At 31.9% G+C, this 25,148-nt stretch carries 24 protein-coding genes and 2 tRNA genes; 25 read left to right on the forward strand and 1 reads right to left on the reverse strand.

Going from position 1 to position 25,148, the window contains the following annotated elements; translation table 11 throughout:
* Window positions 1–134: 134 nt before the first annotated feature.
* The gene (locus EV195_RS14435) at window positions 135–1,277 is read right to left on the reverse strand and encodes an acyl-CoA dehydrogenase (RefSeq protein WP_132795679.1); all 1,143 of its coding nucleotides are present in this window, start codon (window positions 1,275–1,277) and stop codon (window positions 135–137) included.
* A gap of 94 nt (window positions 1,278–1,371) precedes the next feature.
* Between EV195_RS14435 and EV195_RS14440 the strand changes: the two genes are divergently transcribed.
* From EV195_RS14440 to hisF, 25 genes are all read left to right on the forward strand, one after another.
* Window positions 1,372–2,436 carry an anhydro-N-acetylmuramic acid kinase gene (locus EV195_RS14440; RefSeq protein WP_132795680.1) on the forward strand — a complete coding sequence of 355 codons (1,065 nt, stop codon included), beginning with the start codon at window positions 1,372–1,374 and terminating at the stop codon, window positions 2,434–2,436.
* Window positions 2,437–2,733: 297 nt separating this feature from the next.
* Complete coding sequence (locus tag EV195_RS14445; protein WP_132795681.1) at window positions 2,734–3,960, forward strand: Glu/Leu/Phe/Val dehydrogenase dimerization domain-containing protein; 1,227 nt, start codon at window positions 2,734–2,736, stop codon at window positions 3,958–3,960.
* Between the two features lie 14 nt (window positions 3,961–3,974).
* On the forward strand, window positions 3,975–5,447 hold the full coding sequence (nhaB, locus tag EV195_RS14450) for a sodium/proton antiporter NhaB (protein WP_132795682.1): 1,473 nt from the start codon (window positions 3,975–3,977) through the stop codon (window positions 5,445–5,447).
* A gap of 110 nt (window positions 5,448–5,557) precedes the next feature.
* Complete coding sequence (locus tag EV195_RS14455) at window positions 5,558–6,247, forward strand: MotA/TolQ/ExbB proton channel family protein (protein WP_132795683.1); 690 nt, start codon at window positions 5,558–5,560, stop codon at window positions 6,245–6,247.
* Window positions 6,247–6,639 carry an ExbD/TolR family protein gene (locus tag EV195_RS14460; protein WP_132795684.1) on the forward strand — a complete coding sequence of 131 codons (393 nt, stop codon included), beginning with the start codon at window positions 6,247–6,249 and terminating at the stop codon, window positions 6,637–6,639. The genes EV195_RS14455 and EV195_RS14460 overlap by 1 nt, the downstream gene beginning before the upstream one ends.
* 3 nt (window positions 6,640–6,642) lie before the next feature.
* Window positions 6,643–7,476: an energy transducer TonB gene (locus EV195_RS14465; protein WP_132795685.1), complete on the forward strand. Its 834-nt coding sequence runs from the start codon at window positions 6,643–6,645 to the stop codon at window positions 7,474–7,476.
* 4 nt (window positions 7,477–7,480) lie between these two features.
* Window positions 7,481–8,692 (forward strand): bifunctional folylpolyglutamate synthase/dihydrofolate synthase, encoded by a 1,212-nt coding sequence (locus tag EV195_RS14470; RefSeq protein WP_132795686.1) that lies wholly within the window; start codon window positions 7,481–7,483, stop codon window positions 8,690–8,692.
* Between the two features lie 69 nt (window positions 8,693–8,761).
* Window positions 8,762–8,836 (forward strand) — tRNA-Val (locus EV195_RS14475).
* Window positions 8,837–8,854: 18 nt separating this feature from the next.
* Window positions 8,855–8,929, forward strand: a tRNA-Val gene (locus tag EV195_RS14480).
* A 101-nt stretch (window positions 8,930–9,030) separates the two neighbouring features.
* On the forward strand, window positions 9,031–10,014 hold the full coding sequence (locus tag EV195_RS14485; RefSeq protein WP_132795773.1) for an SDR family oxidoreductase: 984 nt from the start codon (window positions 9,031–9,033) through the stop codon (window positions 10,012–10,014).
* A gap of 9 nt (window positions 10,015–10,023) precedes the next feature.
* Window positions 10,024–11,304: a nucleotide sugar dehydrogenase gene (locus EV195_RS14490; protein ID WP_165915746.1), complete on the forward strand. Its 1,281-nt coding sequence runs from the start codon at window positions 10,024–10,026 to the stop codon at window positions 11,302–11,304.
* Window positions 11,305–12,273, forward strand: a complete 969-nt coding sequence (locus EV195_RS14495; RefSeq protein WP_132795687.1) for a Gfo/Idh/MocA family protein — start codon at window positions 11,305–11,307, stop codon at window positions 12,271–12,273.
* 9 nt (window positions 12,274–12,282) lie between these two features.
* Window positions 12,283–13,323, forward strand: coding sequence for a non-hydrolyzing UDP-N-acetylglucosamine 2-epimerase (wecB, locus tag EV195_RS14500; RefSeq protein WP_132795688.1), 1,041 nt, complete (start codon window positions 12,283–12,285; stop codon window positions 13,321–13,323).
* 97 nt (window positions 13,324–13,420) lie between these two features.
* Window positions 13,421–13,852 (forward strand): adenylyltransferase/cytidyltransferase family protein, encoded by a 432-nt coding sequence (locus tag EV195_RS14505; RefSeq protein WP_132795689.1) that lies wholly within the window; start codon window positions 13,421–13,423, stop codon window positions 13,850–13,852.
* Window positions 13,853–13,856: 4 nt separating this feature from the next.
* Window positions 13,857–15,179 carry a UDP-glucose dehydrogenase family protein gene (locus EV195_RS14510; RefSeq protein WP_132795690.1) on the forward strand — a complete coding sequence of 441 codons (1,323 nt, stop codon included), beginning with the start codon at window positions 13,857–13,859 and terminating at the stop codon, window positions 15,177–15,179.
* Window positions 15,180–15,198: 19 nt separating this feature from the next.
* Window positions 15,199–16,188, forward strand: a complete 990-nt coding sequence (locus tag EV195_RS14515; RefSeq protein WP_243693132.1) for an SDR family oxidoreductase — start codon at window positions 15,199–15,201, stop codon at window positions 16,186–16,188.
* 2 nt (window positions 16,189–16,190) lie between these two features.
* Window positions 16,191–17,474, forward strand: coding sequence for a nucleotide sugar dehydrogenase (locus EV195_RS14520; protein WP_132795692.1), 1,284 nt, complete (start codon window positions 16,191–16,193; stop codon window positions 17,472–17,474).
* 50 nt (window positions 17,475–17,524) lie between these two features.
* Window positions 17,525–18,727, forward strand: coding sequence for a polysaccharide biosynthesis protein (locus EV195_RS14525; RefSeq protein WP_132795693.1), 1,203 nt, complete (start codon window positions 17,525–17,527; stop codon window positions 18,725–18,727).
* A complete protein-coding gene (locus tag EV195_RS14530; RefSeq protein ID WP_132795694.1) occupies window positions 18,727–19,866 on the forward strand; it encodes a LegC family aminotransferase in 1,140 nt (379 codons plus the stop codon). Before EV195_RS14525 ends, EV195_RS14530 begins: the two co-directional genes overlap by 1 nt.
* A 10-nt stretch (window positions 19,867–19,876) precedes the next feature.
* Window positions 19,877–20,461 (forward strand): NeuD/PglB/VioB family sugar acetyltransferase, encoded by a 585-nt coding sequence (locus EV195_RS14535; protein ID WP_132795695.1) that lies wholly within the window; start codon window positions 19,877–19,879, stop codon window positions 20,459–20,461.
* Window positions 20,458–21,477 (forward strand): N-acetylneuraminate synthase, encoded by a 1,020-nt coding sequence (gene neuB / locus EV195_RS14540; RefSeq protein WP_132795696.1) that lies wholly within the window; start codon window positions 20,458–20,460, stop codon window positions 21,475–21,477. The genes EV195_RS14535 and neuB overlap by 4 nt, the downstream gene beginning before the upstream one ends.
* An 11-nt stretch (window positions 21,478–21,488) precedes the next feature.
* Complete coding sequence (neuC, locus tag EV195_RS14545; protein ID WP_207899794.1) at window positions 21,489–22,595, forward strand: UDP-N-acetylglucosamine 2-epimerase; 1,107 nt, start codon at window positions 21,489–21,491, stop codon at window positions 22,593–22,595.
* Window positions 22,574–23,617, forward strand: coding sequence for a nucleotidyltransferase family protein (locus tag EV195_RS14550; RefSeq protein ID WP_132795698.1), 1,044 nt, complete (start codon window positions 22,574–22,576; stop codon window positions 23,615–23,617). Before neuC ends, EV195_RS14550 begins: the two co-directional genes overlap by 22 nt.
* A complete protein-coding gene (locus tag EV195_RS14555) occupies window positions 23,617–24,327 on the forward strand; it encodes an acylneuraminate cytidylyltransferase family protein (RefSeq protein ID WP_132795699.1) in 711 nt (236 codons plus the stop codon). The genes EV195_RS14550 and EV195_RS14555 overlap by 1 nt, the downstream gene beginning before the upstream one ends.
* A complete protein-coding gene (hisF, locus tag EV195_RS14560; RefSeq protein WP_132795700.1) occupies window positions 24,302–25,147 on the forward strand; it encodes an imidazole glycerol phosphate synthase subunit HisF in 846 nt (281 codons plus the stop codon). Before EV195_RS14555 ends, hisF begins: the two co-directional genes overlap by 26 nt.
* The last annotated feature ends 1 nt before the right edge of the window (window position 25,148 follow it).

A 25,148-nucleotide genomic window follows, 5' to 3' on the forward strand; every position in this document is an offset into this window, starting at 1 on the left:
TAGATATTCTTGAAAAGATTTATAAGGTTGATTTATATCTTTAAAGGTAAGATTTATTCTTCGTTGTATTACAAACTAAAAACAAAAAAGCCCATCAATAATGATGAGCTTTTGAAAATATAGTAAGTTTGAAACTATTCCTTAATTAAGCTTCTAGAAATTACAATCTTTTGAATCTCTGAAGTTCCTTCATAAATCTGAGTAATTTTTGCATCACGCATTAAACGCTCAACATGGTACTCTTTTACGAAACCATTTCCACCATGAATTTGAACAGCTTCCACTGTATGTTCCATTGCTACTTTAGATGCATATAATTTAGCCATTGCTCCAGAACGATCATAATTGTTTCCAGCATCTTTATCACAAGCAGCTTGCATTACTAAATGACGAGCAGCTGTAATATCAGTATACATGTCGGCTAATTTGAACGCAATCGCTTGGTGGTTACAAATCTCAGTTCCGAAAGCCTTACGCTCTTTAGAGTACTTTAAAGCTAATTCATAAGCTCCAGAAGCAATTCCTAAAGCTTGAGCAGCAATACCAATACGTCCTCCAGATAAAGTTTTCATTGCGAATTTAAATCCGAATCCGTCTTCACCAATTCTGTTTTCTTTTGGAACCTTTACGTCATTAAATTGTAAAGTGTGCGTATCAGAACCACGAATTCCTAACTTATCTTCTTTAGGACCAATATGGAAACCTTCCATTCCTTTCTCTACGATGAAAGCATTAATTCCTCTATGTCCTTTAGCTCTATCAGTTTGAGCAATTACTAAATATACATCAGAACGTCCTCCGTTAGTAATCCAGTTTTTAGTTCCATTTAATAAATAGTAATCTCCTTTATCTTCCGCAGTTGTTGCTTGAGAAGTTGCATCCGATCCAGCTTCAGGCTCACTTAAACAGAAAGCACCAATAGATTCACCTGTTGCTAATTTTGTTAAATATTTTTGTTTTTGCTCTTCACTACCATAAGCCTCTAAACCATAGCAAACTAAAGAGTTATTTACAGATACCATTACAGAAGCAGAAGCGTCTATCTTAGAAAGCTCTTCCATAATTAATACGTAAGAAATTGTATCCATTCCACTTCCTCCGTACTTTGGATCTACCATAACACCCATAAATCCAAGCTCTCCCATTTTTCTAACTAATTCGTCAGGAAACTGTTGTTTTTCGTCTCTTTCAATAACGCCTGGTAATAATTCATTTTGTGCAAAGTCGCGAGCAGCATCACGTATCATTAAATGCTCTTCTGTAAGATTAAAATCCATTCTAAATCGTTGTAGTTATAAATTATTCTTAAAAAATGTTCCCAAAGATACTCCTTTAATATTATTTTTTCAAAAGCTTTTATATTTTTACTTTATGCAGAATGAGTATAAATATGTTATCGGATTAATGTCCGGAACTTCACTAGACGGATTAGATTTGGTATATGTAAAATTTAATGAATCAAACTATAAAGATTTCAAAATAATTTACAGTGAAACTAAATCGTATTCACAAAATTGGAAAGTAAGACTTCAAACAGCTATAAATAAATCAAAAAAAGAATTAGCAACCCTAGATATTGATTATGGTCGGCTCCTCGGAGAAATGACTAACGAGTTTATCAAAGAGAATAAAATCGACTCGGTAGATTTTATCGCTTCCCATGGTCATACTGTTTTTCATCAACCAGATAAAGGAATTACACTACAAGTAGGAGATGGGCAAACATTAGCAAATGTTACTCATCTAAAAGTTATTTGCGACTTTAGAACGCAAGATGTAGCGCTAAAAGGTCAAGGAGCACCTTTAGTTCCTATTGGCGATGAATTGCTATTTTCAGAATATGACTATTGTTTAAATCTTGGAGGTTTTGCGAATGTATCTTTCAAAGGAAATGATAAAAGAGTCGCTTTTGATATTTGCCCTGTAAATATTGTATTAAACCATTACACTAAAAAGATTGGTTTAGAGTATGATGAAAATGGAATAATTGCTTCTGAAGGGAACTTGAACGAAGAATTACTTAAGCAATTAAATGATTTGGATTTTTATCATAAGAATCCTCCTAAATCTTTAGGTTTAGAGTGGGTTCAGAAATATGTGTTCCCATTAATTAACAATTTAGAAACGCAAGTGTCATCTATTTTAAAAACATTTGTAATACATAGTGCACAACAAATAGGAAAGGTTCTTAATGGTTCCAAGAGTGTATTGGTAACAGGAGGAGGTACTTATAATAGTTATTTAATTCAGCAAATAGAAAAATATTCTGAAACAAAAATAATCCAATCAGATGCTAATATTATTGAATTTAAGGAAGCTTTAATTTTTGCATTACTAGGATTGTTAAAAGATAGGAATGAAATAAACTGTTTAAGTTCTGTAACAGGAGCCTTAAAAGATCATTCTTCGGGAAAAAGTTTTATGCCAAAAGAGTGATTGTAATGAATTCATAAATTAATGTTAAATAAGAAAGAAACTTAGGAAACTTTTTTTGTGTTAAAAGTTTCCTTGCTAAATTGCCAGCAGATTTAAAAAGAAACAAGTAATAAATATCTTTTTGAATTTTTGTATTACTATTTGTAATACTAAAAGACTATTTTTTTGGTAAGTTTGCGAAATAAGATAAAACTTTTAAAAAGAACGAAAATGACACAACTTTAGCTTACATGATTTAAAAATAAAACAAAACACACAACCAAACTTTTTTAAACAAACCTTAACTTATTTTAAATCATGAAAGAATTATTAAAAAAATACGAAGAAAAACAACCAGAAATAGTTTTTAATTGGAAAGACTCTGAAACTGATGCAGAAGGATGGACAGTAATCAACTCTTTACGAGGTGGTGCTGCTGGAGGAGGAACAAGAATGCGTAAAGGATTAGATAAATATGAAGTAATGTCACTTGCTAAAACTATGGAAGTGAAGTTTACAGTTTCTGGTCCTGCTATTGGTGGGGCAAAATCTGGAATTAATTTTGATCCGCATGATCCAAGAAAAGAAGGAGTTTTAAGAAGATGGTACCAAGCTGTATCTCCATTGTTAAAAAATTATTACGGTACTGGTGGTGATTTAAACGTTGATGAAATCCATGAAGTAATTCCAATCACAGAAGATTGCGGAGTTTGGCATCCGCAAGAAGGAGTTTTTAACGGACACTTTAAACCATCAGAGGCCGATAAAATAAACAGAATAGGGCAGTTACGTCACGGAGTAATTAAAGTGTTAGAAAACGAGCACTATTCTCCATCAGTTCAAAGAAAGTATACTGTAGCAGATATGATCACTGGTTACGGTGTTGCTGAAGCAGTAAAGCATTATTACAATATATACGGAGGAAGTGTTGTTGGAAAAAGAGCAGTAGTACAAGGTTTTGGTAATGTTGGTTCAGCAGCAGCTTATTATTTAGCTCAAATGGGGGCTAAAGTTGTTGGGATAATAGATAGAGTTGGAGGAGTAATTAAAGAAGAAGGGTTCACATTTGAAGAAATAAAAGAACTTTTCCTTAATAAAGATGGAAATACTTTAGTAGCAGAAAACATGATTCCTTTCGAGGAAATTAATGCTAGAGTATGGAATCTTCCTTGTGAGATTTTCGCACCTTGTGCAGCTTCTCGATTAATAACAGAAAAGCAAATTAATCAAATGATTAATAGTGGTTTAGAGGTGGTTTCTTGTGGTGCAAATGTTCCTTTTGCTGATAAAGAAATTTTCTTCGGACCTATAATGGAAGAGACTGACAAAAAGGTAAGTTTAATTCCAGATTTTATTTCGAATTGTGGAATGGCAAGAGTTTTTGCTTATTTCATGGAAAAAAGGGTTTCAATGAATGATGAAGCTATTTTCCACGATACATCAAACACAATTCGAAAAGCTTTAGAAATTGCTTATGCTAAAAATTCTTCGAAGACAGGTATAAGTGAGACGGCGTTTGAAATAGCGCTAAAAGAATTAACTTAAAATAAAAGTATATTATGTTGAAACATTTCTTAGGAAATAGCCCCAAATGGTTTAAAATGACCATTATAGGTTTCTTAATTTTTAATGTGTTTTCCTTTTTTGTATTGGGAAAAACAATAACTGCTTGGTTGTTTATAGGTGAGTTTATATTCACACTAGCAATGGCGTTGAAGTGTTATCCATTACAATCAGGAGGATTGTTAGCAATAGAAGCCTTGGCGCTAGGTTTAACAACGCCTAAAAACGCATACCATGAAGTAGACCAAAATTTAGAAGTAGTTTTGTTATTGGTATTCATGGTAGCTGGTATTTACTTTATGAAACCATTACTAATGTATATTTTCAGTAAAGTGTTTACCAAAATAAAGTCTAAGTTAATCTTATCGCTTTTATTTGTTTTTTTAGCAGCTATCTTATCTGCTTTTTTAGATGCTCTTACCGTAACAGCTGTATTGATTAGTGTAGCTGTTGGTTTTTATGGGGTGTACCATAAAATTCATTCTAGTGCTGCTGCTGATTATGATGCAGACGGAATTTTAGATAGAAAAGAGTTGAGCGGAGAAACATTAGAGCAGTTCCGTAGTTTTCTGAGAAGTTTAATAATGCATGGTGTTGTAGGTACTGCACTTGGAGGGGTTTGTACCTTAGTAGGAGAGCCTCAAAATTTATTAATTGGAGAACGCTTAGGTTGGGATTTTATTGATTTTTTCATCAAAATGGCCCCAGTAACTATTCCAGTTTTAGCGGCGGGATTGTTAACAACAGTGGTGTTAGAGACAACAGGTTGGTTTGGTTTTGGAACTAAACTGCCAAATGTTGCAGCTGAAATTATTGAACAATATACTATTGAAGAAGATAAGAGAAGAACGGATAAAGAAAAATATGGACTTTTAGTTCAAGGTGTTTCAGCAGTACTTTTAATTTTAGGTTTAGCATTACATATTGCCCCTGTTGGTTTTATTGGTTTAGCATTAATTATTGTGCAAACTGCTTTCATGGGGATTATTGATGAGCATAAACTAGGTCACGCTTTTGAAGAAGCATTACCATTTACAGGTTTATTAGTGGTTTTCTTCGTAATTGTAGCGATGATTCATGATCAGCATTTATTTAAACCTATTATTGATTGGGCATTGAATCAAGACCCAGCTTCTCAACCTGGTTTATTTTATATAGCTAATGGATTCCTTTCAGCAATAAGTGATAATGTTTTTGTGGCAACAGTATATATTGGAGAGGTAGAAACAGCATTTAAGAATGGTGTAATTACTAGAGAGCATTTTGAAAAATTAGCAGTTGCTATTAATACTGGAACTAACTTACCTAGTGTAGCCACTCCAAATGGACAAGCAGCATTTTTATTCTTGTTAACATCATCTCTAGCACCATTAATTAACTTATCATACGGGAAAATGGTAAAGATGGCATTACCGTATACAATTGTACTAGGAGGATTGGGGTATATTTTAGTTAAATTAATGCTTTAATAGTTCAATCATAAAGAAATATTAAAATCCTGAATTTTTAGAATTCAGGATTTATTTTTTATACTTTTAATCAAAAGAAAACGTTTAATAAATTACATCAAATCTGTTTTATGCTTTTATATATTCAAGAAGTTGCTAAAGAAGTTTTAGACGAAAATACTCAAGAAAAAACATTATCAATATTTCAATTAATCAAAGATGGAGGTGTTGGAGGTCAAATAATTATAGCTTTATTGTTTGTGCTTTTAGGTGTGGCACTGTACATTTATTTCGAACGTTTTTTTGCAATCAAAGCAGCTGCACAAGTTGATAAAGATTTTATGAATCAAATTCGTGATTTTGTCTTAAATGGTCAGTTAGAGGCAGCAAAAGCATTATGTTCAAATACAGATAGTCCTACTTCAAGATTAATAGGTAAAGGAATTTCTAGAATAGGAAAGCCTTTAGAAGATATTAATACGGCAATTGAAAACGCTGGAAAGTTAGAAATTTATAAATTAGAGAAGAATGTTTCTGTAGTAGCAACAATATCAGGAGCTGCTCCAATGATTGGTTTCTTAGGAACTGTAATTGGTATGATCGTAGCTATTCATGAAATCGCTAATTCAGGAGGACAAATAGATATTAAAATGTTGTCTGATGGATTATATACAGCAATGACAACTACAGTTGCTGGTTTAATCGTAGGAATTGTTGCTTATATTGCTTACAACCATTTGGTGGTTAGAACCGATAAAGTGGTATATCAAATGGAAGCAAAGTCAGTAGAGTTTTTAGATTTATTAAATGAACCTATATAATGAATTTAAGAGGTAGAAATAAAGTAGATCCAAATTTTAATATGTCTTCAATGACAGATATTGTATTTCTGTTATTGATATTTTTTATGCTGACCTCTACATTGGTTACAGTTAGTGCCATTGATGTATTATTACCAAAAGCAGGAGGAAAAACAGAAAATAAAACTTCTGTAGCTGTTACAATTACTAAAGATTCTGATTTTTACATCGATAAATCTAAAGTTTCATCAGCTAGTTTGGAACAGGAATTGCTACTTAAGGTAGGGGCTAACAAAGAAAAAACAATAGTTATCAGAGGAGATCAAAATGTTCCTTATAAAAATGTAATGAGAGTTATTGATATTGCTAATAGGAATAAATTAAAAATGATTTTGGCTGTTAAAGGCAAGTAGAATATGCAATTATTTGATACTATACATAAAAGGAAATCGGCAATTATAACTTCTATTATATTGTTATTGTTACTATTTGTAATGTATGGTTTTGGTATGAGATATATGGATCCACCAATCGAATATGGAGTTGCTATTAATTTTGGTGATTCTGATGCAGGAAGTGGCCAACCAGTAGAAAAAGTTAAGGCAGATCAACCAAAAACAGAAGAGGTTAAAGAAGAGCAGGAAGAAATTAAAGAGGAAGTTCAAGAAACTCCTAAAGAAGAGGTTAATGAAGAAATCTTAACAGATGATACTGCTAAAGATGTACCTGTTGTAGAAAAGGTAGAAGAAAAAACTGAAGAGAAGAAAGAAGTTGTAAAAGAAGAGAAAAAAGAGAAAATTAAGTCTAAACCATCAAAAGCAGCAACAGATGCTTTAAATAGTTTGTTAAAAGGAAATTCTCCAGACGGAGATAATGTAAAAGGAGAAGGAGATGATACACAGCAAGGTGTAAAAGGAGATAAAAAAGGTGACCCTGATGCAAATAAGTATTATGGAAATACTGGAGGAGGTTCAGGAGGTAATTATAATTTATCAGGAAGAAAAGCATTATCTAAACCTATCGAAAAACCCGATTGCCAAGAAGAAGGAACCGTTTCTGTAACCATTAAGGTTGATCAAAACGGAAATGTTATTGAAGCCAAACCAGGAGCAAAAGGCACTACAAATTCCGCTCCATGTTTGTTTGATGCAGCTAAAAAAGCGGCGCTTAAAACAAAATGGAACGCAGATGGAAAAGCTCCCGAAACTCAAGTGGGAACAATAATTTACAAATTTTCATTATCTAAATAACAATATGACATACCAAGAAGCAATTGATTGGATGTTTAAGCAGTTGCCTATGTACCAGAATATAGGTAAAACCGCTTACAAGAAAGATTTAACAAATACTAAAAAACTTTCTAATCATTTACATAATCCTGAAAAAAAATTTAAGTCAATTCATGTTGGAGGAACAAATGGAAAAGGTTCTACGAGTCATATGATTGCTTCCGTATTGCAAGAAGCAGGTTATAAAGTTGGATTGTATACTTCTCCTCATTTAAAGAGTTTTACAGAAAGAATTAGAATAAATGGTGCTGAAATTTCAGAGCAGAATGTAGTTGGATTTTTAGAGAAAAATAAATCTTTTCTTGAAGAAAATCAGCTCTCTTTTTTTGAAATGACGGTAGGTATGGCTTTCGAATATTTTGCAAAAGAGAAGGTAGATGTTGCTGTTATTGAAGTTGGATTAGGAGGTCGTTTAGATTCAACAAATATTATTACTCCAGAAATATCGGTGATTACCAATATAGGAATGGATCATGTTCAAATATTGGGAGATACTTTAGAAAAAATAGCTTTTGAAAAAGCGGGTATTATAAAACATACTATCCCAGTAGTTATCGGAGAAAAGCAAATTGAAATTCAAGAAGTTTTTAAAGCAAAAGCGCAAGAGTGTAATGCTGAAATTATTTTTGCTTCCGACGAGGTAAAAGAAGAATATAAGACTGATTTGTTAGGAAGTTATCAAAAGCACAATACAAAAACGGCTGTTGCAGCTTTAGGAAAAGTAGAAGGTTTTGTAATAAAACCTAATCATATAGTCAATGGTTTATTAAATGTTAAAAATAATACTGGATTAAGGGGAAGGTGGGAAGTCTTAAGCGAAAAACCTAAAGTAATTTGTGATACAGCGCATAATAAAGAAGGATTAACTTATGTGTTGCAACAATTGGAAAAAGAAAATTATGATAATTTACATGTGGTTTTAGGAGTAGTTTCAGATAAAGATTTAGATGAAATTTTACCATTATTTCCTAAAAGCGCAACCTATTATTTCTCTAAACCTAATATACCTAGAGGTCTTTCTGTTGAAATTTTAAAAAATAAATCAAAGAAGTATGGTTTGCTAGGGGATAGTTATGATAGTGTTTTAAGTGCTTATGATGAGGCGGTTAGAAATAGCTCTCCGGCTGATTTAGTATTTGTTGGAGGAAGTACATTTACCGTAGCTGAAGTTTTATAAATAAAAAAATGAAAAAAACATTGTCAGAATTCAAAACTGTGTTATATTTGCATCCGCAATAGCAAATAAGGGCGCGTAGCTCAGTTGGTTCAGAGCACTTGGTTTACACCCAAGGGGTCAGGGGTTCGAATCCCTTCGCGCCCACAACCTTAAATGCTATTCGGGCGCGTAGCTCAGTTGGTTCAGAGCACTTGGTTTACACCCAAGGGGTCAGGGGTTCGAATCCCTTCGCGCCCACAAAAGCCTTCAGGAAACTGAAGGCTTTTTTATTTTACTTCATTATATTCTTTACGTTAGATTTTGTAGGTTTGCTTATTGGAATAATTACTCCTAATTATATGCGTATTCAACTTTCAAATAAAAAAATTTTAGTTACTGGTGGAGCAGGTTTTATTGGTTCTAATCTTTGTGAAGAGTTCTTGCAAAGAGAAAATTCAGTAGTTTGCTTGGATAATTTTGCAACAGGTAAAAGAGAAAATATAGAAAAGTTACAAGCTAATCCAAACTTCAAACTAATTGAAGGTGATATTCGTAATATAGATGATTGCAGTAAGGCAGTTCAAGGTGTTGATTATGTCTTACATCAAGCTGCTTTAGGTTCTGTACCAAGATCAATTAAAGATCCTATTACTTCTAATGAGGTTAATGTAACTGGTTTTTTAAATATGTTGGTGGCTTCAAGAGATGAAGGTGTCAAGCGATTTGTATATGCTGCGAGTTCATCTACTTACGGTGATTCAGAAACTTTACCTAAAGTAGAAGATAAAATCGGAAAACCGTTGTCTCCTTATGCAATTACTAAATATGTAAACGAATTGTATGCTGATGTTTTCTCTAAAACGTATGGTTTAGAAACTATAGGATTAAGATACTTTAATGTTTTCGGTAGAAAGCAAGATCCTAATGGGGCATATGCTGCAGTAATTCCAAAGTTTGTTGGTCAATTTATGAAAGGAGAGTCTCCTGTAATTAACGGTGATGGGAATTACTCTAGAGATTTTACTTACATAGATAATGTTATTCAGGCTAATTTATTAGCACTAACTGTTCAGGATAACAAAGCAGTTAATACTGTATACAATGTAGCTTACGGAGAGAGAAATACTTTGAATGATTTAGTTAGTTGCTTAAAAAAATATTTATCAGAATTTGATAATTCAATCGAAAAAATTGAAGTAAAGCACGGTCCTAACAGAATGGGAGATATTCCTCATTCATTGGCAAGTATTGACAAAGCAAAAGAATTGCTAAATTACAATCCTGTATTTTCACTGGAAGAAGGATTGAAAGAAGCAGTGAACTGGTATTGGGAAAATTTGTAATAATTTTTTATGAACGAAATTAAAATTGGAATAATTGGTTTAGGCTATGTGGGATTACCTTTAGCTAGATTATTCGCAACTAAATATGCAGTTATTGGTTTTGATATAAATCAAAATCGAGTAGATGAATTAATGAAAGGAGTTGATTCAACTTTAGAGGTTGAAAACGATTTGTTGTTGTCTGTTATAACTAATGGTTCTGCCGAAAAAGGATTGTTTTGTTCAACAGATATAAAAGCATTAGAAGATTGTAATTACTACATAGTTACTGTGCCTACTCCGGTAGATAAAAATAATCGTCCTATTTTAACTCCTTTAATTAAAGCGAGTGAAACTGTTGGAAGTGTTCTTAAAAAAGGAGATGTTGTAGTTTATGAATCGACAGTATATCCTGGTGCAACAGAGGAGGATTGTGTTCCTGTTTTAGAAAAAGTATCAGGACTTCAATTTAATATTGATTTTTTTGCTGGTTATTCTCCTGAAAGAATTAATCCTGGGGATAAAGAGCATACAGTTGATAAAATCCTAAAAGTAACTTCAGGTTCAACACCAGATATTGGTAAGAAAATAGATGAATTGTATAAATCCGTAATCTCTGCTGGAACACACTTAGCTCCAACTATTAAAGTAGCTGAAGCTGCTAAAGTGATAGAAAATTCTCAAAGAGACATTAATATTGCTTTTGTTAACGAATTGGCTAAAATATTTAGTTTGATGGATATTAACACCTATGATGTTTTGGAAGCAGCGGGTACAAAATGGAATTTCCTTCCGTTTAAACCTGGTTTGGTTGGAGGACATTGCATTGGTGTTGATCCATATTATTTAGCACAAAAAGCACAAGAGTTTGGTTATCATCCAGAAATAATTTTAGCAGGAAGAAGATTAAATGATAGCATGGGAGAATATGTAGCTTCTGATTTAGTAAAACTGATGATAAAGAATGATATTCATGTAAAAGGAGCTGATGTTTTAGTATTAGGAATTACATTCAAAGAAAATTGTCCTGATGTAAGAAACACGAAAGTTGTTGATGTTATTACAGCATTAGATGATTACGGGATGAATATTTCGTTGTTTGATCCATGGGCTGAACCTAATGAAGTGAAGAGAGAATACAATCTTACTTCAGTCAAAGAGATTCCAAGTAAAAGATTTGATGCGATTTTATTAGCCGTAGCTCATAACGAGTTTAAAAAGATAGACTTTGTTAAACTGAAAAAGGAAAAATCGGTCGTGTATGATGTGAAAAATGTATTAAGTAACGATGTAAAAGATAAAACGTTGTAAATGAAAAAATTTGCGTTAATAGGTTTGGCAGGTTATATAGCTCCGAGACACTTAAAAGCTATTAAAGATACAGGTAATGAGCTTGTAGCTGCATTAGATAAATTTGATAGTGTGGGTATTATGGATAGCTATTTCCCAAATGCTGATTTTTTTGTTGAAATAGAACGTTTTGATCGATATCTTGAAAAATTGAAGTATGACAAAGGGCAAATGCTTGATTATATGAGTATTTGTACTCCAAATTATTTGCATGATTCACATATTAGAATGGCATTAAGAAGAGGCGCGGATGCAATCTGTGAGAAACCATTGGTTTTAAATCCATGGAATATAGATGCACTTCAGAAAATGGAAAAGGAATCTGGAAAGAGAATCTGGAATATTCTTCAATTAAGAATGCATCCTAGTATTTTGAAGCTTAAAGAAAAGGTTAATAACGCTCCAAAAGATAAAATATTTGACATCGACTTAACGTATTTAACTTCTAGAGGGAATTGGTATTATACCTCATGGAAAGGAGATCAGTCTAAGTCTGGAGGGATCGCCACTAATATAGGTGTACATTTTTACGATATGTTGTCTTGGATTTTTGGAGATATACAATCTAACACTGTTCACGTGCATACGCATGATAGAGCAGCAGGGTATCTGGAGTTTAAAAGAGCGAGAGTTCGTTGGTTTTTGTCAATAAACTATAATGCTTTACCAGAAGAAATTAAAAATACAGGGCAAAGGACGTTTAGATCTATAAAAATAGAAGGTGAAGAGTTAGAGTTTTCGGGTGGTTTTACTGATTTACATACTAAGGTTTATGAAGGGATTCTTGAAGGGAACGGATATGGACTAGAGGATGCTAGACAAGCAATTGAAATCGTTCATGAGATTAGAAATGCTCAGCCAAAAGGTTTAATAGGAGATTATCATCCTTTTGCTTCTAAAAATTTGGAACCACACCCTTTTAATAGATAAAATAACTACATGAAAGTTATAGCGATAATAGGAGCTAGACCTCAATTTATTAAACATTTTCCGTTTGAAAAAGCATGTGATGGTAAACTAGATTTAGTAACAATACATACAGGACAGCATTATGATGAAAATATGAGTGCTGTTTTTTTTGAGCAATTGGGGATGAAAAAACCCGATTATATGCTTAATGTAGGGAGTGGGAACCATGGAGCTCAAACGGCTAAAATGATGGTAGAAATTGAAGAGGTTTTACTTAAAGAAAAACCCAATGGAGTTGTTGTGTATGGTGATACTAATTCTACTTTAGCAGGTGCTTTAGTGGCTTCTAAAATTCATGTACCTGTATTTCATATAGAAGCTGGATTAAGGAGTTTTAATAAAAAAATGCCAGAAGAGATCAATAGAATTCTTACTGATCATGTATCGAACTGCCTTTTTACACCTTCTACTACAGCAACAAAAAATTTAGAAAAAGAAGGGATTTTTAAAAATGTCTTTGAGGTAGGGGATATTATGAAAGACTTGGTTTTTTATATTAAAGACAAAAATCTATTAATAGAAACTTCTGCTAAGAACAGCTATTATTATGCTACTATCCACAGACCATATAATACAGATAAAAAGGAAAGGTTAAGTTATGTTTTAGGAGTTTTAAACAAGTTAAATGAGCCTGTAGTTATGTCGCTGCATCCAAGAACAAGAAACAATGCTAAATTATTTGGGTTGGATTTAGAAGCATATAAAAATATAAATTTCATTGAACCCCAATCATATATAGATAATTTGTCTTACTTAAATGATTCTAAAGGATTAATTACTGATAGTGGAGGAATGCAAAAAGAAGCCTATTGGCTTAAGAAAAAATGTGTTACCATAAGAACTGAAACAGAGTGGGTTGAAACTTTAAAGAATAATGGTAACGTATTACTTTTTGAAGATTTAAATAATTTGAATAAAGAAATTCAGAATCAATGTGAAATGTGGGATGTATTACTGTATGGAAATGGTAATAGTTCTACTATGATTGTTGAGAAAATACTCAACTATTAATTTAAGATGTACTTGTAAACAAAACATTAATAAAACGGAAAAAAACTTTAGTTTATAGAATAACTTAATATATTTGTTGCTTAAAAGAAAATAGATTATGAAAGTAGGTATAACTTTTAGTGCGTTTGATTTACTTCATGCAGGACATATAAAAATGCTTGAGGAGGCAAAACGCCAATGCGATTATCTAATCTGTGGCCTTCAAACTGATCCTTCCCAAGACAGACCAGATAAGAATAAACCCGTTCAATCTATTGTAGAAAGGTATATTCAATTGAAAGGCTGTAGGTACGTTGATGAGATTATACCTTACACTACAGAGCAAGATCTCGAAGATATTTTACATTCATTTAAAATTGACGTAAGAATTATTGGAGAGGAGTATGCTAATAAAAAATTTACCGGAAGAGATTATTGTGAAAAAAAAGGAATCAAATTATATTTTAACACAAGAGAACATAGATTTTCAAGTAGTGGATTACGAAAAGTAGTTCATGAAAAAGAAAGTTTAAAAGGTAAGGACAAATAATTCTATGAATATAACTGTAATAGGGACAGGTTATGTTGGACTAGTTTCTGGAACATGTTTTTCAGAGATGGGTAATCGAGTGACTTGTGTTGATGTCGATAAAATTAAGATAGATAATTTAAATAAAGGAATCATTCCTATTTTCGAACCTAGGTTAGAAGATATGGTTAAAAAAAATGTTTCTAAACAAAATTTATTTTTCTCTACTAATTTTGATGCAGCTATTAAGAATGCTGATATTGCAATGATAGCTGTTGGGACTCCAATGGGAGAAGATGGTTCAGCCGATTTACAACATGTTTTAAATGTAGCTTCAGAAATAGGAAAGAGCATTAATAATCCAATATTAGTAGTAAATAAGTCTACGGTACCAGTTGGTACAGCTGATAAAGTAAGAGAGACTATTCAAAATGAATTAGATCTTAGAGGTATGGCTGTAGAGTTTGATGTGGTTTCTAACCCTGAATTTTTAAAAGAGGGAGATGCTATCAATGATTTTATGAAGCCTGATAGAGTTGTTATTGGTTCAGATTCGGATTCTGCGTTTAAAAAAATGAAAGAATTATACAGTCCTTTCTTTAGAACACATGATCGTTTTATTACTATGGATGTTCGTTCAGCTGAAATGACTAAATATGCTGCAAACGCAATGCTAGCTACCAAAATTTCATTTATGAATGAAATTGCAAATATTTGTGAAAAAGTGGGTGCAGATGTGAATAATGTAAGAATAGGAATAGGATCAGATAGTAGAATTGGATATAGTTTTATATATCCAGGAGTAGGTTATGGAGGGTCTTGTTTTCCAAAAGATTTAAAAGCGCTGCAAAAAATAGCGGTAGAGAATGATTATAATGCTCAGTTAATAAAGTCTGTTGATGAGGTGAATAACCGACAGAAATTAGCGATTGTAAAAAAGATTGTGAATGCTTTTGGTGAAGATCTTTCTGATAAAGTATTTGCGCTTTGGGGTCTTGCTTTTAAGCCAGGGACGGATGATATGAGAGAAGCCCCATCAATTTATACAATTAAAGAATTATTAAAACGCGGAGCAAGGATAAAAGCATATGATCCTAAAGCTATGGATGAGTGCAAAAATTTTTACTTCAAAAATGAGTCAAGTATTGAATATGGTAACTCAAAATATGAAGTGTTAAAAGGTTCTGATGCACTGATTTTACTAACAGAATGGAAGGAATTTAGATCTCCAGATTTTGAAGAGATAAAAACGCAGTTAAATCAACCAATAATTTTTGATGGTAGAAATCAATATATCGCTTATGATATAGAAAGTAAAGGATTAGAGTATCATAGGATAGGTAAATGAATTAATAAGTAAATTATTAGTGGAAGAACAAAATAAACTTAGAAATAAAAAAATACTTATTACTGGAGGTGCTGGATTCATAGGGTATAATCTTTGTGATAAGCTAATAGAAAAGGATAGCGAAGTTGTTTGTTTAGATAATTTTGCAACAGGAAAGAGAGAGAATATTCAGCATTTTCTTAGTAACGATAAATTTACTTTAGTTGAAGGGGATATTAGAAGTTTGGAAGATTGTAAAAAGGCCGTAAAAGATGTAGACTATGTTTTACATCAAGCAGCTCTAGGATCTGTTCCTAGATCAATTAAAGATCCAATAACTTCTAACGATGTTAATATAGGTGGTTTCTTGAATATGTTAGTCGCTTCAAGAGATGTTGGAGTAAAAAGATTTGTTTATGCTGCCAGTTCTTCTACTTATGGAGATTCAGAATCATTACCAAAAGTGGAAGATAAAATAGGGAAGCCTTTATCTCCTTATGCTATTACTAAATACGTCAATGAGTTATATGCTGATGTTTTTTCTAAAACATATGGATTAGAAACAATAGGATTGAGATACTTTAATGTATTTGGACGTAGACAAGATCCAAACGGAGCATATCCAGCTGTAATACCAAAATTTGTGAGCTTATTAATGAAAGGGGAAGCTCCTATTATAAATGGAGACGGAACATACTCAAGAGATTTTACTTATATAGATAATGTTGTACAAGCTAATATCCTTTCTTTAGAAACAGAAGCTCTAAATTCAATAAATACAGTTTATAATGTAACTTATGGAGATAGAAATACGTTATTGGATTTAGTTGCTTACTTAAAAGAACATCTTTCTGAATTTGATGAAAAAATAAGTCATATAATTCCAAAGCATGGGCCTAATAGGCAAGGAGATATTCCATATTCATTGTCAAGTATAGATAAAGCGAAAGAACTATTAAATTATAATCCACAGTTTTCTCTTCAATCAGGATTGAAAGAAGCGGTAAAGTGGTATTGGGAAAACTTATAAAAATGAAACAAACAAAAATTGCAGTTATTGGTTTAGGCTATGTGGGGTTGCCATTAGCAAGGCTATTTGCAACTAAATACCCTACAATAGGCTTTGATATTAATACTGAACGTGTAGCAGAATTAATTTCTGGTAAAGATACTACATTAGAAGTGGCTGACGATGTTTTACAATCGGTATTAGTTGATAAACCCTCAAATTCTAACGGTTTATTTTGTTCTACTTCTATAGAGGATATTAAAGACTGTAATTATTACATTATAACAGTACCAACTCCTGTAGATAAAAATAATAGACCTGTATTAACCCCATTAGTTAAAGCTAGCGAAACAGTAGGGGCAGTGTTAAAACAAGATGATATTGTAGTATATGAATCAACAGTATATCCTGGTGCTACAGAAGAGGAATGTGTTCCAGTTTTAGAAAAAGTTTCAGGTTTAGTTTTTAATAAAGATTTTTATGCAGGGTATTCTCCCGAGCGTATTAATCCAGGAGATAAAGAACATACTGTAGAGAAAATATTAAAAGTGACTTCCGGTTCTACAACTGAAATAGGAAAAAAAGTTGATGATTTATATAAATCAGTAATAACAGCCGGTACACATTTAGCTCCTACTATTAAAGTAGCAGAAGCAGCTAAAGTTATTGAAAACTCTCAAAGAGATATAAATATTGCTTTCGTTAATGAGTTAGCTAAAATATTTGGGCTAATGGATATTAATACTCACGATGTTTTAGCAGCTGCAGGTACCAAGTGGAATTTTTTACCATTTAAACCAGGTCTAGTTGGAGGGCACTGTATTGGAGTTGATCCTTATTATTTAGCTCAAAAAGCACAAGAGTATGGTTATCATCCAGAGATTATTTTAGCAGGTAGAAGACTAAATGATAGTATGGGAGATTATGTCGCTTCTGAGGTTATAAAGATGATGATAAAAAAAGATATTCATATAAGAAATGCTAAGGTTTTAGTATTAGGAATAACATTCAAAGAAAATTGCCCAGATGTAAGAAATACTAAGGTAGTCGATGTTATTTCATCATTAAAATCTTATGGGGTAAATGTAACTATTTATGATCCATGGGCAAATGAGAAGGAGGTACATGAAGAATACAATTTAACTTCTACTAAATTAATGCCAACAGAAAAATTTGATTCTATAGTGGTAACAGTTGGTCATAATGAGTTTAAATCATTAGATTATATGAAGTTAAAAAAAGAGAATACGGTAATTTATGATGTGAAAAACATCTTAGATGATAGCTTAAGAACAAAAACACTTTAGTATTATTTTTTGACGAATAAAAACTAACACACTTAATTCAAACAAGTATAATGTTAAGTATAAACAATTTTATATCTAAATTCGTAACTAAAAGATTAGAGAGTATGTTTTTGGATGATATTGAAAATAACAAGACAATATTATCGGAAAGGATAAAAGATAAATCAGTATTAGTAATTGGTGGAGCAGGAACAATAGGAAGTTCATTCATTAGTGCTCTTTTGCCTTTTGAACCAAAAAGTCTAGTAGTTGTTGATATCAATGAAAATGGTTTAACAGAACTTACTAGAGATATTAGAAGCACAGAAAAATTTAATGTTCCAGAGGATTATGTTACATATCCAATGGATTATGCTCAGCCAGTATTTTTTAAAATGTTTAAAAAAAGACGTGGATTTGACATAGTAGCAAATTTTTCAGCGCATAAGCATGTAAGGAGTGAAAAAGACTTATTTTCAGTTGAAGCTCTTATGAAAAATAATGTCCTAAACGCTAAGAAATTATTAGATATATTAGTAGAGTACCCACCAAAGCATTTTTTTTGTGTTTCAACTGACAAAGCAGCAAATCCAGTTAATATAATGGGAGGTAGTAAAAAGATAATGGAAGACTTAATTATGACTTATTCTTCGATATATCCAGTAACTACTGCAAGGTTTGCTAATGTTGCTTTTTCAAACGGATCCTTACCTCAGGGATTTTTAGAAAGAATTTCAAAGCATCAACCAATTTCAGCTCCTAATGATGTAACACGCTATTTTGTTTCACCTGAAGAAAGTGGGCAGATTTGTTTATTAGCTTGTGTTTTAGGTAATACAGGTGAAATATATTTTCCTAAGCTAAAAGAAGAACAAGTTATGACTTTTTCGAATATGGCTGTTAAATTACTCGAAGAAAATGGGTATGAGATTGATTATTGTTCTTCTGATGCTGAAGCCATTAAAAAAGCTGCAGAAAAGTTTGATAAGAAATATCCAGTTCACTTTTCAGGAAGCAATACAACAGGAGAGAAGCCTTATGAAGAATTTTATACCGAGGATGAGAAAGTTTCATTAGATAGATATAAAGCTCTTGGTGTTGTGACAGATTTGAATATTCGCAAAATGTCAGAAGTCAATGAACTGTTTCATTCATTAAAATCAGCATTTGATAATGAAAAAACAACAAAAGAAGATATTGTTAATATAATGAAAGGTTTTCTAATGAACTTCGATCATAAGGAGTTAGGAAAATCTTTAGATTCTAAAATGTAATGTATCAAGAATTTATAAACTTCATAAGGAAAGAGTTTCGTACTAATGACTTTATTCCTTTACATGCTCCTGTTTTTGTTGGGAATGAAAAAAAATATTTAAATGAATGTATTGATTCAACTTTTGTTTCCAGTGTAGGCAAGTTTGTTGATTTATTTGAAAAAAAAGTTGCAGAATATACAAAGTCTAAACATGCTATTGTTTGTGTTAATGGTACTAACGCTCTTCATTTATCATTACTAGTAGCAGGTGTAAAGTCAGGAGATGAAGTACTAACTCAACCGTTAACCTTTATTGCAACAACCAATGGTATTTTGTACTCAAATGCTATCCCAGTATTTATTGATGTAGATTTGGATACAATGGGATTATCTCCTTTAGCTTTAAAAGACTTCTTAGAGAAAAACACAGTACAAAGAAACGGAGAGTGTTATAATAAAGTTACAAATAACAGAATTAAGGCATGTATGCCAATGCATACATTTGGGCATGCTTGTAGAATAGATGAAATCGCTGAAATTTGTGAGGCTTACAATATTGAATTGGTGGAAGATGCTGCTGAAGGTATGGGAAGCTTTTATAAAGAAAAGCATTTAGGAACTTTTGGTAGAATTGCAGCTATTTCATTTAATGGAAATAAAATCATGACTACTGGAGGAGGTGGAATTATTTTGACAGATGATGATGAGTTAGCTACAAAAGCAAAACATTTATCCACTCAAGCAAAAGTACCACATCAGTGGGAATATGTTCACGATAATATTGGTTTCAATTATAGAATGCCAAATATAAACGCTGCTCTTGGGTTGGCTCAATTAGAGAAATTAGATTTTTTCCTTGAGAACAAAAGGGTATTAGGTGAATCCTATATGAATTTTTTTGAAAATAAAGAGGTGACTTTTTTTAAAGAAAGAGAAGAAGAGAGATGCAATTTTTGGTTAAATGCTATACTATTTAATAATAGAAATGAAAGAGATGCTTTTTTAAAAGAAAGTAATGAGGCAGGAGTCATGACTAGACCAATTTGGCAGCTTATGAATAAGTTACCAATGTTCGAGAATAATTTTAAAGGACCACTTACTAATTCTGAGTGGTTGGAAGATAGAGTTGTTAATATACCTAGTAGTGTTAGGTTATAATAAGGTCTGAATGGAAAAACCAGAATTAATACTAATAGGAGGAGGAGGGCACTGTATATCTGTAATAGATGTTGTAGAGTCAGAGAAGAAGTATTTTATAAAAGGAATTCTGGATGCATATACAGATCAAAAAGATGTTTTAGGCTATCCTGTACTAGGAGGTGATGATTTGATTGATAAATATGTTAACAAAAAAACTTTTTTCCTAATTACAGTAGGTCAGATAAAATCATATGAAGTTAGAAAAAAAATCTCAAAGAAAATATTAGCTTCTAATGCTCAATTAGCTACAGTTATTTCTCCTAGAGCTTATGTTTCTAAACACTCTTCAGTAGGAAAAGGAACAATAATTATGCATGATGCAATTATTGGAGCTGGTGCTAGTATAGGTGATAATTGTATAATTAATACTAAAGCAAATATTGAACACGGTGTTTGTATTGGAGATTATTGCCATATTTCAACATGTGCTGTTGTTAATGGAGATTCTAAAGTTGAGTTTGGTACTTTTGTAGGGAGTAATGCAACAGTGTCGAATGGAATAATAATTAAACAAAACAGTATAATAAGTGCTGGAGAATTTATTAAAGGATGAATAAAACACTTATAATAGCGGAAGCAGGAGTTAATCATAACGGAGATATTAAATTAGCTGAAAAGTTAATTGATGTGGCGGCTGAGGCTGGGGTTGATTATGTTAAGTTTCAAACATTCAAAGCTAGTAAACTTGTAACAAAAAAAGCTAAAAGAGCTGATTATCAAGAGGTAAATACTAAAAATAATGATAGTCAATTTGAGATGCTAAGAAAATTGGAGTTGTCTTATGAGGATCATTATCACTTAAAAAATTATTGTGAAAATAAGAAAGTAAAATTTTTATCAACAGGATTTGATTTTGAAAGTATAGGTTTTTTGTATAAGTTGGGAATTCGTTTAGCTAAGATTCCTTCAGGTGAAATTACTAATTTACCCTACCTTAAAGAAATAGCACGATTATTTTCTGATATTGTATTATCAACAGGTATGGCAGATATTCAGGAGGTAAAAGAGGCTGTAGAGGTTCTCGTTAAAGAAGGTGTTGACATCAACAAGTTAACAATTTTACACTGTAATACAGAGTATCCGACTTCAATGGAAGATGTGAATTTAAGAGCGATGCTACATATCCAAGAAGAGCTAGACGTTAATATTGGTTATTCAGATCATACATTAGGAGTTGAGGTTCCAATTGCCGCAGTTGCATTAGGTGCTAAGGTTATTGAAAAACATTTTACACTTGATAGGAATATGGAGGGACCTGATCATAGAGCTTCATTAGAACCTGATGAGCTAAAATTGATGGTAAGCTCAATTCGGAATATAGAAAAGGCAATGGAGGGATCAGGAATTAAAGAACCGAGCAAAAGTGAGTTAAAAAATAAGAGTGTTGCTCGAAAAAGTATTCATCTTAGTAGAAAATTAAAAAAAGATGATGTAATTACAGAAAAAGATCTTATTTCGTTAAGACCTGGTGATGGTATATCATCTATGAATTGGGATAAAGTGATAGGTATGAGAGTAAATAAAAATCTAGAAGAATTCCACAAATTAAATTGGGACGATTTAATATGAAAATAGGAGTTTTGACTAGTTCGAGGGCTGATTACGGTATATATAAACCTCTTCTCCAGAAACTAGCTTTAATAGAAAATATTGACTTAACGTTAATCGTTTTTGGCATGCACTTACAAGAAAAACATGCTTACACAGTTTCTATTATTAAGAAAGATAATTTTGGCGAAGTTCATGAAGTAGAAGGTATGCCTATAAATGATGAGGTTATAGATATAGCCAGAGGTTATGGTGAACTTATCATTAATTTTTCAAACTACTGGAAGCAATTTTCCTCTTATGATTATGTTCTCGCATTGGGAGATAGATTTGAAATGAATGCTGCTGTTCAAGCAGGAATCCCATTTCAGGTAAATTTTGTTCATTTTCATGGGGGAGAAACAACTCTAGGTGCGACAGATAATATTTATAGACATCAAATCACTTTGGCTTCTAACATTCACTTTGTAGCTGCTGAAAACTTTAAAAATAAGGTTATAGATTTAATTGGGACATCAGATAAAGTTTATAATGTAGGAGCTTTAAGTCTTGATAATATTGATAATATGAAGCTGCCACTATGGGAAAATGTTAGATGTAAGTTTAGCATCCCTGAAGGAAAATTTATCCTTGTTACTGTTCATCCAGAAACAATGTATATTGATAGTAACAAAAACTATAGCAAAGTCATATATAAAGCGTTAGAGCTTCTTTCTGAGTCAACTCACATAGTCATTACTTTACCAAATGCCGATGCTATGGGAAGTTTATATAGACAAGAGTTTTTTACCTTAAAAGATAATTATCCTAATCGAGTAAGTTTGATTAATAATTTTGGTAAAGAGAATTATTTTGCTGCAATGAAAGCCTCAGAATTTTTATTAGGTAATACTTCAAGTGGAATTATTGAAGCTGCTTCGTTTGAAAAATACGTTATCAATCTTGGAGACAGGCAAGCAGGTCGTCTTAGAAGTGCGAATATTATAGATGTCCCTTTTGTAATAGATGAAATTTTACAGGCAGCTGATAATATTAAATCTAAAAGAAATTACAAAGGAGGTAATAAGTATTACAAAAAAAATACTGTTAATACCATAATACAAATATTGACTAAAAAATGGACTACAAAAAACATTTGATTAAAGAAAAGAAAACAATAAAAGAAGCTCTTGAATTATTGAGTAATGTCGGGGTTGATACAATTCTTTTTACTGTAGATGAATCTGAAAAGTTAATAGGTAGTGTTACTGACGGAGATATTCGTAGAGGACTTTTAAAAGGAATATCAATAGAAGATGAAGTTTTGAATGTAACTAATAAAAAATCAAAGTATCTTGAAAAATCTTCTTATTCAATTAATCAAATTATTGAGCTGCGAAAAGGAAACTATGAGTTAATTCCTGTTATAGATAATAACAGAAATATTCAAAATATATTAAACTTCAGAGAGATGGAGTCTTATTTACCGATTGATGCCGTTATAATGGCAGGAGGTTTAGGAAGTAGACTTCGTCCATTAACTAATAATGTACCTAAACCATTATTAAAAATTGGAGACAAGGCAATTATAGATTACAACCTAGATAGATTGAGAAAATATGGTGTTGACGATTTTTGGATTTCTGTGAGATATTTAGGAGAGCAAATTGAAGAACATTTAGGGAATGGAAGTAGTAGGAATATTTCCATTGAGTATGTTTATGAGAGGAATCCTCTTGGAACTATAGGGGCTGTAAGTAATATAAAAAACTTTAAGCATGATTACGTCCTTGTAACAAATTCTGACATTTTAACGAATTTAGATTATGAAGATTTTTTCTTGGATTTCATTGAGAAAGATGCTGACATGTCAGTTTTAACTATTCCTTATGATGTAGATATTCCTTATGCTGTAATGGAGACTGAAAATAATAGAGTTTTATCTTTTAAAGAAAAACCAACTTATACGTATTTTTCAAATGGAGGAATCTATTTAATTAAAAGATCAATACTTGATAAAATCCCTGAAAACAAATTTTTTAATAGTACGGATTTAATGGAACAACTGATAAAAGAAGACTTGAAGCTTATTTCTTATCCAACAAGACAATATTGGTTAGACATAGGTAAACATAAAGATTTTGAAAAGGCTCAAGAAGATGTAAAAAGAATAAAATTTTAATGAAAGCACTGTTTGTCATACCTGCACGAGGCGGTTCGAAAGGAGTGCCAAAGAAAAATATTAGAATAATTGAGGGTAAGCCGCTTATACAGAGAGCGATAGATTTCTCTAGGAAATTTACAGAAGAACCTAATATTTGTGTTTCTACCGATAGTGATGAAATTATAGCAGCTGTTGAAAAACATGGGTTAAAAGTACCTTTTAAAAGACCTGATGAATTAGCTACTGATAATGCTGGAACATATGAAGTTCTTCAACATGCAGTTAACTTTTATGAGTCTGAGGGCTTGTATTATGATATATTAGTACTTTTGCAGCCTACAACACCTTTTAGAAAAGAAAGTGATTTGCAAAATATGTTGAATAACTGGAGTGAAAATTTAGACCTTCTAGTATCTGTAAAAGAGTCACATGATTCTCCTTATTTCAATCTTTTTGAGGAAGATCATGAAGGGTATCTAAAAAAAAGCAAAGAGTCAGAAGTTAATAGAAGACAAGATTCGCCAAAAGTTTATGCTTTTAATGGTTCAATATACATTTACAATATTAACTCTTTAAAAAGTAAAAGTATTAAAGAGTTTAAAAAGATAAAAAAATATATCATGGATGATCCAATTTATTCCATAGATATTGATACAGAATTTGATTGGCTTATAGCAGAAACAGTTATTAATAAGAGATTACATGAAGACAATAAGGATAATTCCTAGATTAGATATTAAAGGACCTAATTTGGTTAAAGGTATTCATTTAGAAGGTTTAAGAGTGCTTGGCAAGCCATCAGATTTCGCAAAATTTTATTATGAAAATGGAGCAGATGAACTACTATTTATGGATGTAGTAGCTTCATTATATGATAGAAATAGTCTGCATGACATTATTTCACAAACAGCAGAGAATATCTTTATACCAATTACTGTAGGTGGAGGTTTAAGAACACTAGATGATATCAAACAAGTTTTAAGAGCAGGAGCAGATAAAGTATCATTAAATACTGCTGCTATTAAGAATCCTAAAGTAATAGAACAAGCAGCTTTAAGATTTGGTTCTTCTACTATAGTTGTTGCAATTGAGGCTATTAAACAAGAAGGAGGAAAGTATTTTTGCTTTACTGATAATGGTAGAGAATACACAGGAGTAGAGGTTGTTGATTGGGCAAAAAAAGTTCAAGATTTAGGCGCTGGTGAAATTATTATTACGTCAGTTGATAGAGAAGGAACAGGTAGAGGTTTTGATGAAGAATTGATTAATGAAATTGCCAGTAATGTTAGTGTACCGCTTATAGTGCATGGAGGAGCAGGTAAAAAAGAACATTTTAAAGAAGTTATTGAAAATTGTAATATAGATGCTGTATCAACAGCGGGTGTGTTACATTATGATTTTATAAAGAATAATAGAGGTGACATGAGCGGAGCTTCGGAAGGAAATTTCGACTTTTTACTTAGCGGAAGATCTGTAAAAAATTTAAAAACCACCACAATAAAAGAGTTAAAAGCATACTTGTCAGAAGGCAATATTAATGTTAGATAAT

The sequence above is a fragment of the Tenacibaculum skagerrakense genome, from assembly GCF_004345825.1.
Classification (GTDB): domain Bacteria; phylum Bacteroidota; class Bacteroidia; order Flavobacteriales; family Flavobacteriaceae; genus Polaribacter; species Polaribacter skagerrakensis.

Bases quoted from the DNA above. Each gene is read 5' to 3' on its own strand.
- EV195_RS14520 (WP_132795692.1), top strand. From the start codon at position 16,191: ATGAAACAAACAAAAATTGCAGTTATTGGTTTAGGCTATGTGGGGTTG.
- EV195_RS14485 (WP_132795773.1), top strand. From the start codon at position 9,031: ATGCGTATTCAACTTTCAAATAAAAAAATTTTAGTTACTGGTGGAGCA.
- EV195_RS14440 (WP_132795680.1), top strand. From the start codon at position 1,372: ATGCAGAATGAGTATAAATATGTTATCGGATTAATGTCCGGAACTTCA.
- EV195_RS14465 (WP_132795685.1), top strand. From the start codon at position 6,643: ATGCAATTATTTGATACTATACATAAAAGGAAATCGGCAATTATAACT.
- EV195_RS14505 (WP_132795689.1), top strand. From the start codon at position 13,421: ATGAAAGTAGGTATAACTTTTAGTGCGTTTGATTTACTTCATGCAGGA.
- EV195_RS14555 (WP_132795699.1), top strand. From the start codon at position 23,617: ATGAAAGCACTGTTTGTCATACCTGCACGAGGCGGTTCGAAAGGAGTG.
- EV195_RS14550 (WP_132795698.1), top strand. From the start codon at position 22,574: ATGGACTACAAAAAACATTTGATTAAAGAAAAGAAAACAATAAAAGAA.
- EV195_RS14490 (WP_165915746.1), top strand. From the start codon at position 10,024: ATGAACGAAATTAAAATTGGAATAATTGGTTTAGGCTATGTGGGATTA.
- EV195_RS14510 (WP_132795690.1), top strand. From the start codon at position 13,857: ATGAATATAACTGTAATAGGGACAGGTTATGTTGGACTAGTTTCTGGA.
- nhaB (WP_132795682.1), top strand. From the start codon at position 3,975: ATGTTGAAACATTTCTTAGGAAATAGCCCCAAATGGTTTAAAATGACC.
- EV195_RS14530 (WP_132795694.1), top strand. From the start codon at position 18,727: ATGTATCAAGAATTTATAAACTTCATAAGGAAAGAGTTTCGTACTAAT.
- EV195_RS14495 (WP_132795687.1), top strand. From the start codon at position 11,305: ATGAAAAAATTTGCGTTAATAGGTTTGGCAGGTTATATAGCTCCGAGA.
- neuB (WP_132795696.1), top strand. From the start codon at position 20,458: ATGAATAAAACACTTATAATAGCGGAAGCAGGAGTTAATCATAACGGA.
- wecB (WP_132795688.1), top strand. From the start codon at position 12,283: ATGAAAGTTATAGCGATAATAGGAGCTAGACCTCAATTTATTAAACAT.
- EV195_RS14525 (WP_132795693.1), top strand. From the start codon at position 17,525: ATGTTAAGTATAAACAATTTTATATCTAAATTCGTAACTAAAAGATTA.
- EV195_RS14445 (WP_132795681.1), top strand. From the start codon at position 2,734: ATGAAAGAATTATTAAAAAAATACGAAGAAAAACAACCAGAAATAGTT.
- EV195_RS14535 (WP_132795695.1), top strand. From the start codon at position 19,877: ATGGAAAAACCAGAATTAATACTAATAGGAGGAGGAGGGCACTGTATA.
- hisF (WP_132795700.1), top strand. From the start codon at position 24,302: ATGAAGACAATAAGGATAATTCCTAGATTAGATATTAAAGGACCTAAT.
- EV195_RS14435 (WP_132795679.1), bottom strand. From the start codon at position 1,277: ATGGATTTTAATCTTACAGAAGAGCATTTAATGATACGTGATGCTGCT.
- EV195_RS14460 (WP_132795684.1), top strand. From the start codon at position 6,247: ATGAATTTAAGAGGTAGAAATAAAGTAGATCCAAATTTTAATATGTCT.
- EV195_RS14455 (WP_132795683.1), top strand. From the start codon at position 5,558: ATGCTTTTATATATTCAAGAAGTTGCTAAAGAAGTTTTAGACGAAAAT.
- EV195_RS14470 (WP_132795686.1), top strand. From the start codon at position 7,481: ATGACATACCAAGAAGCAATTGATTGGATGTTTAAGCAGTTGCCTATG.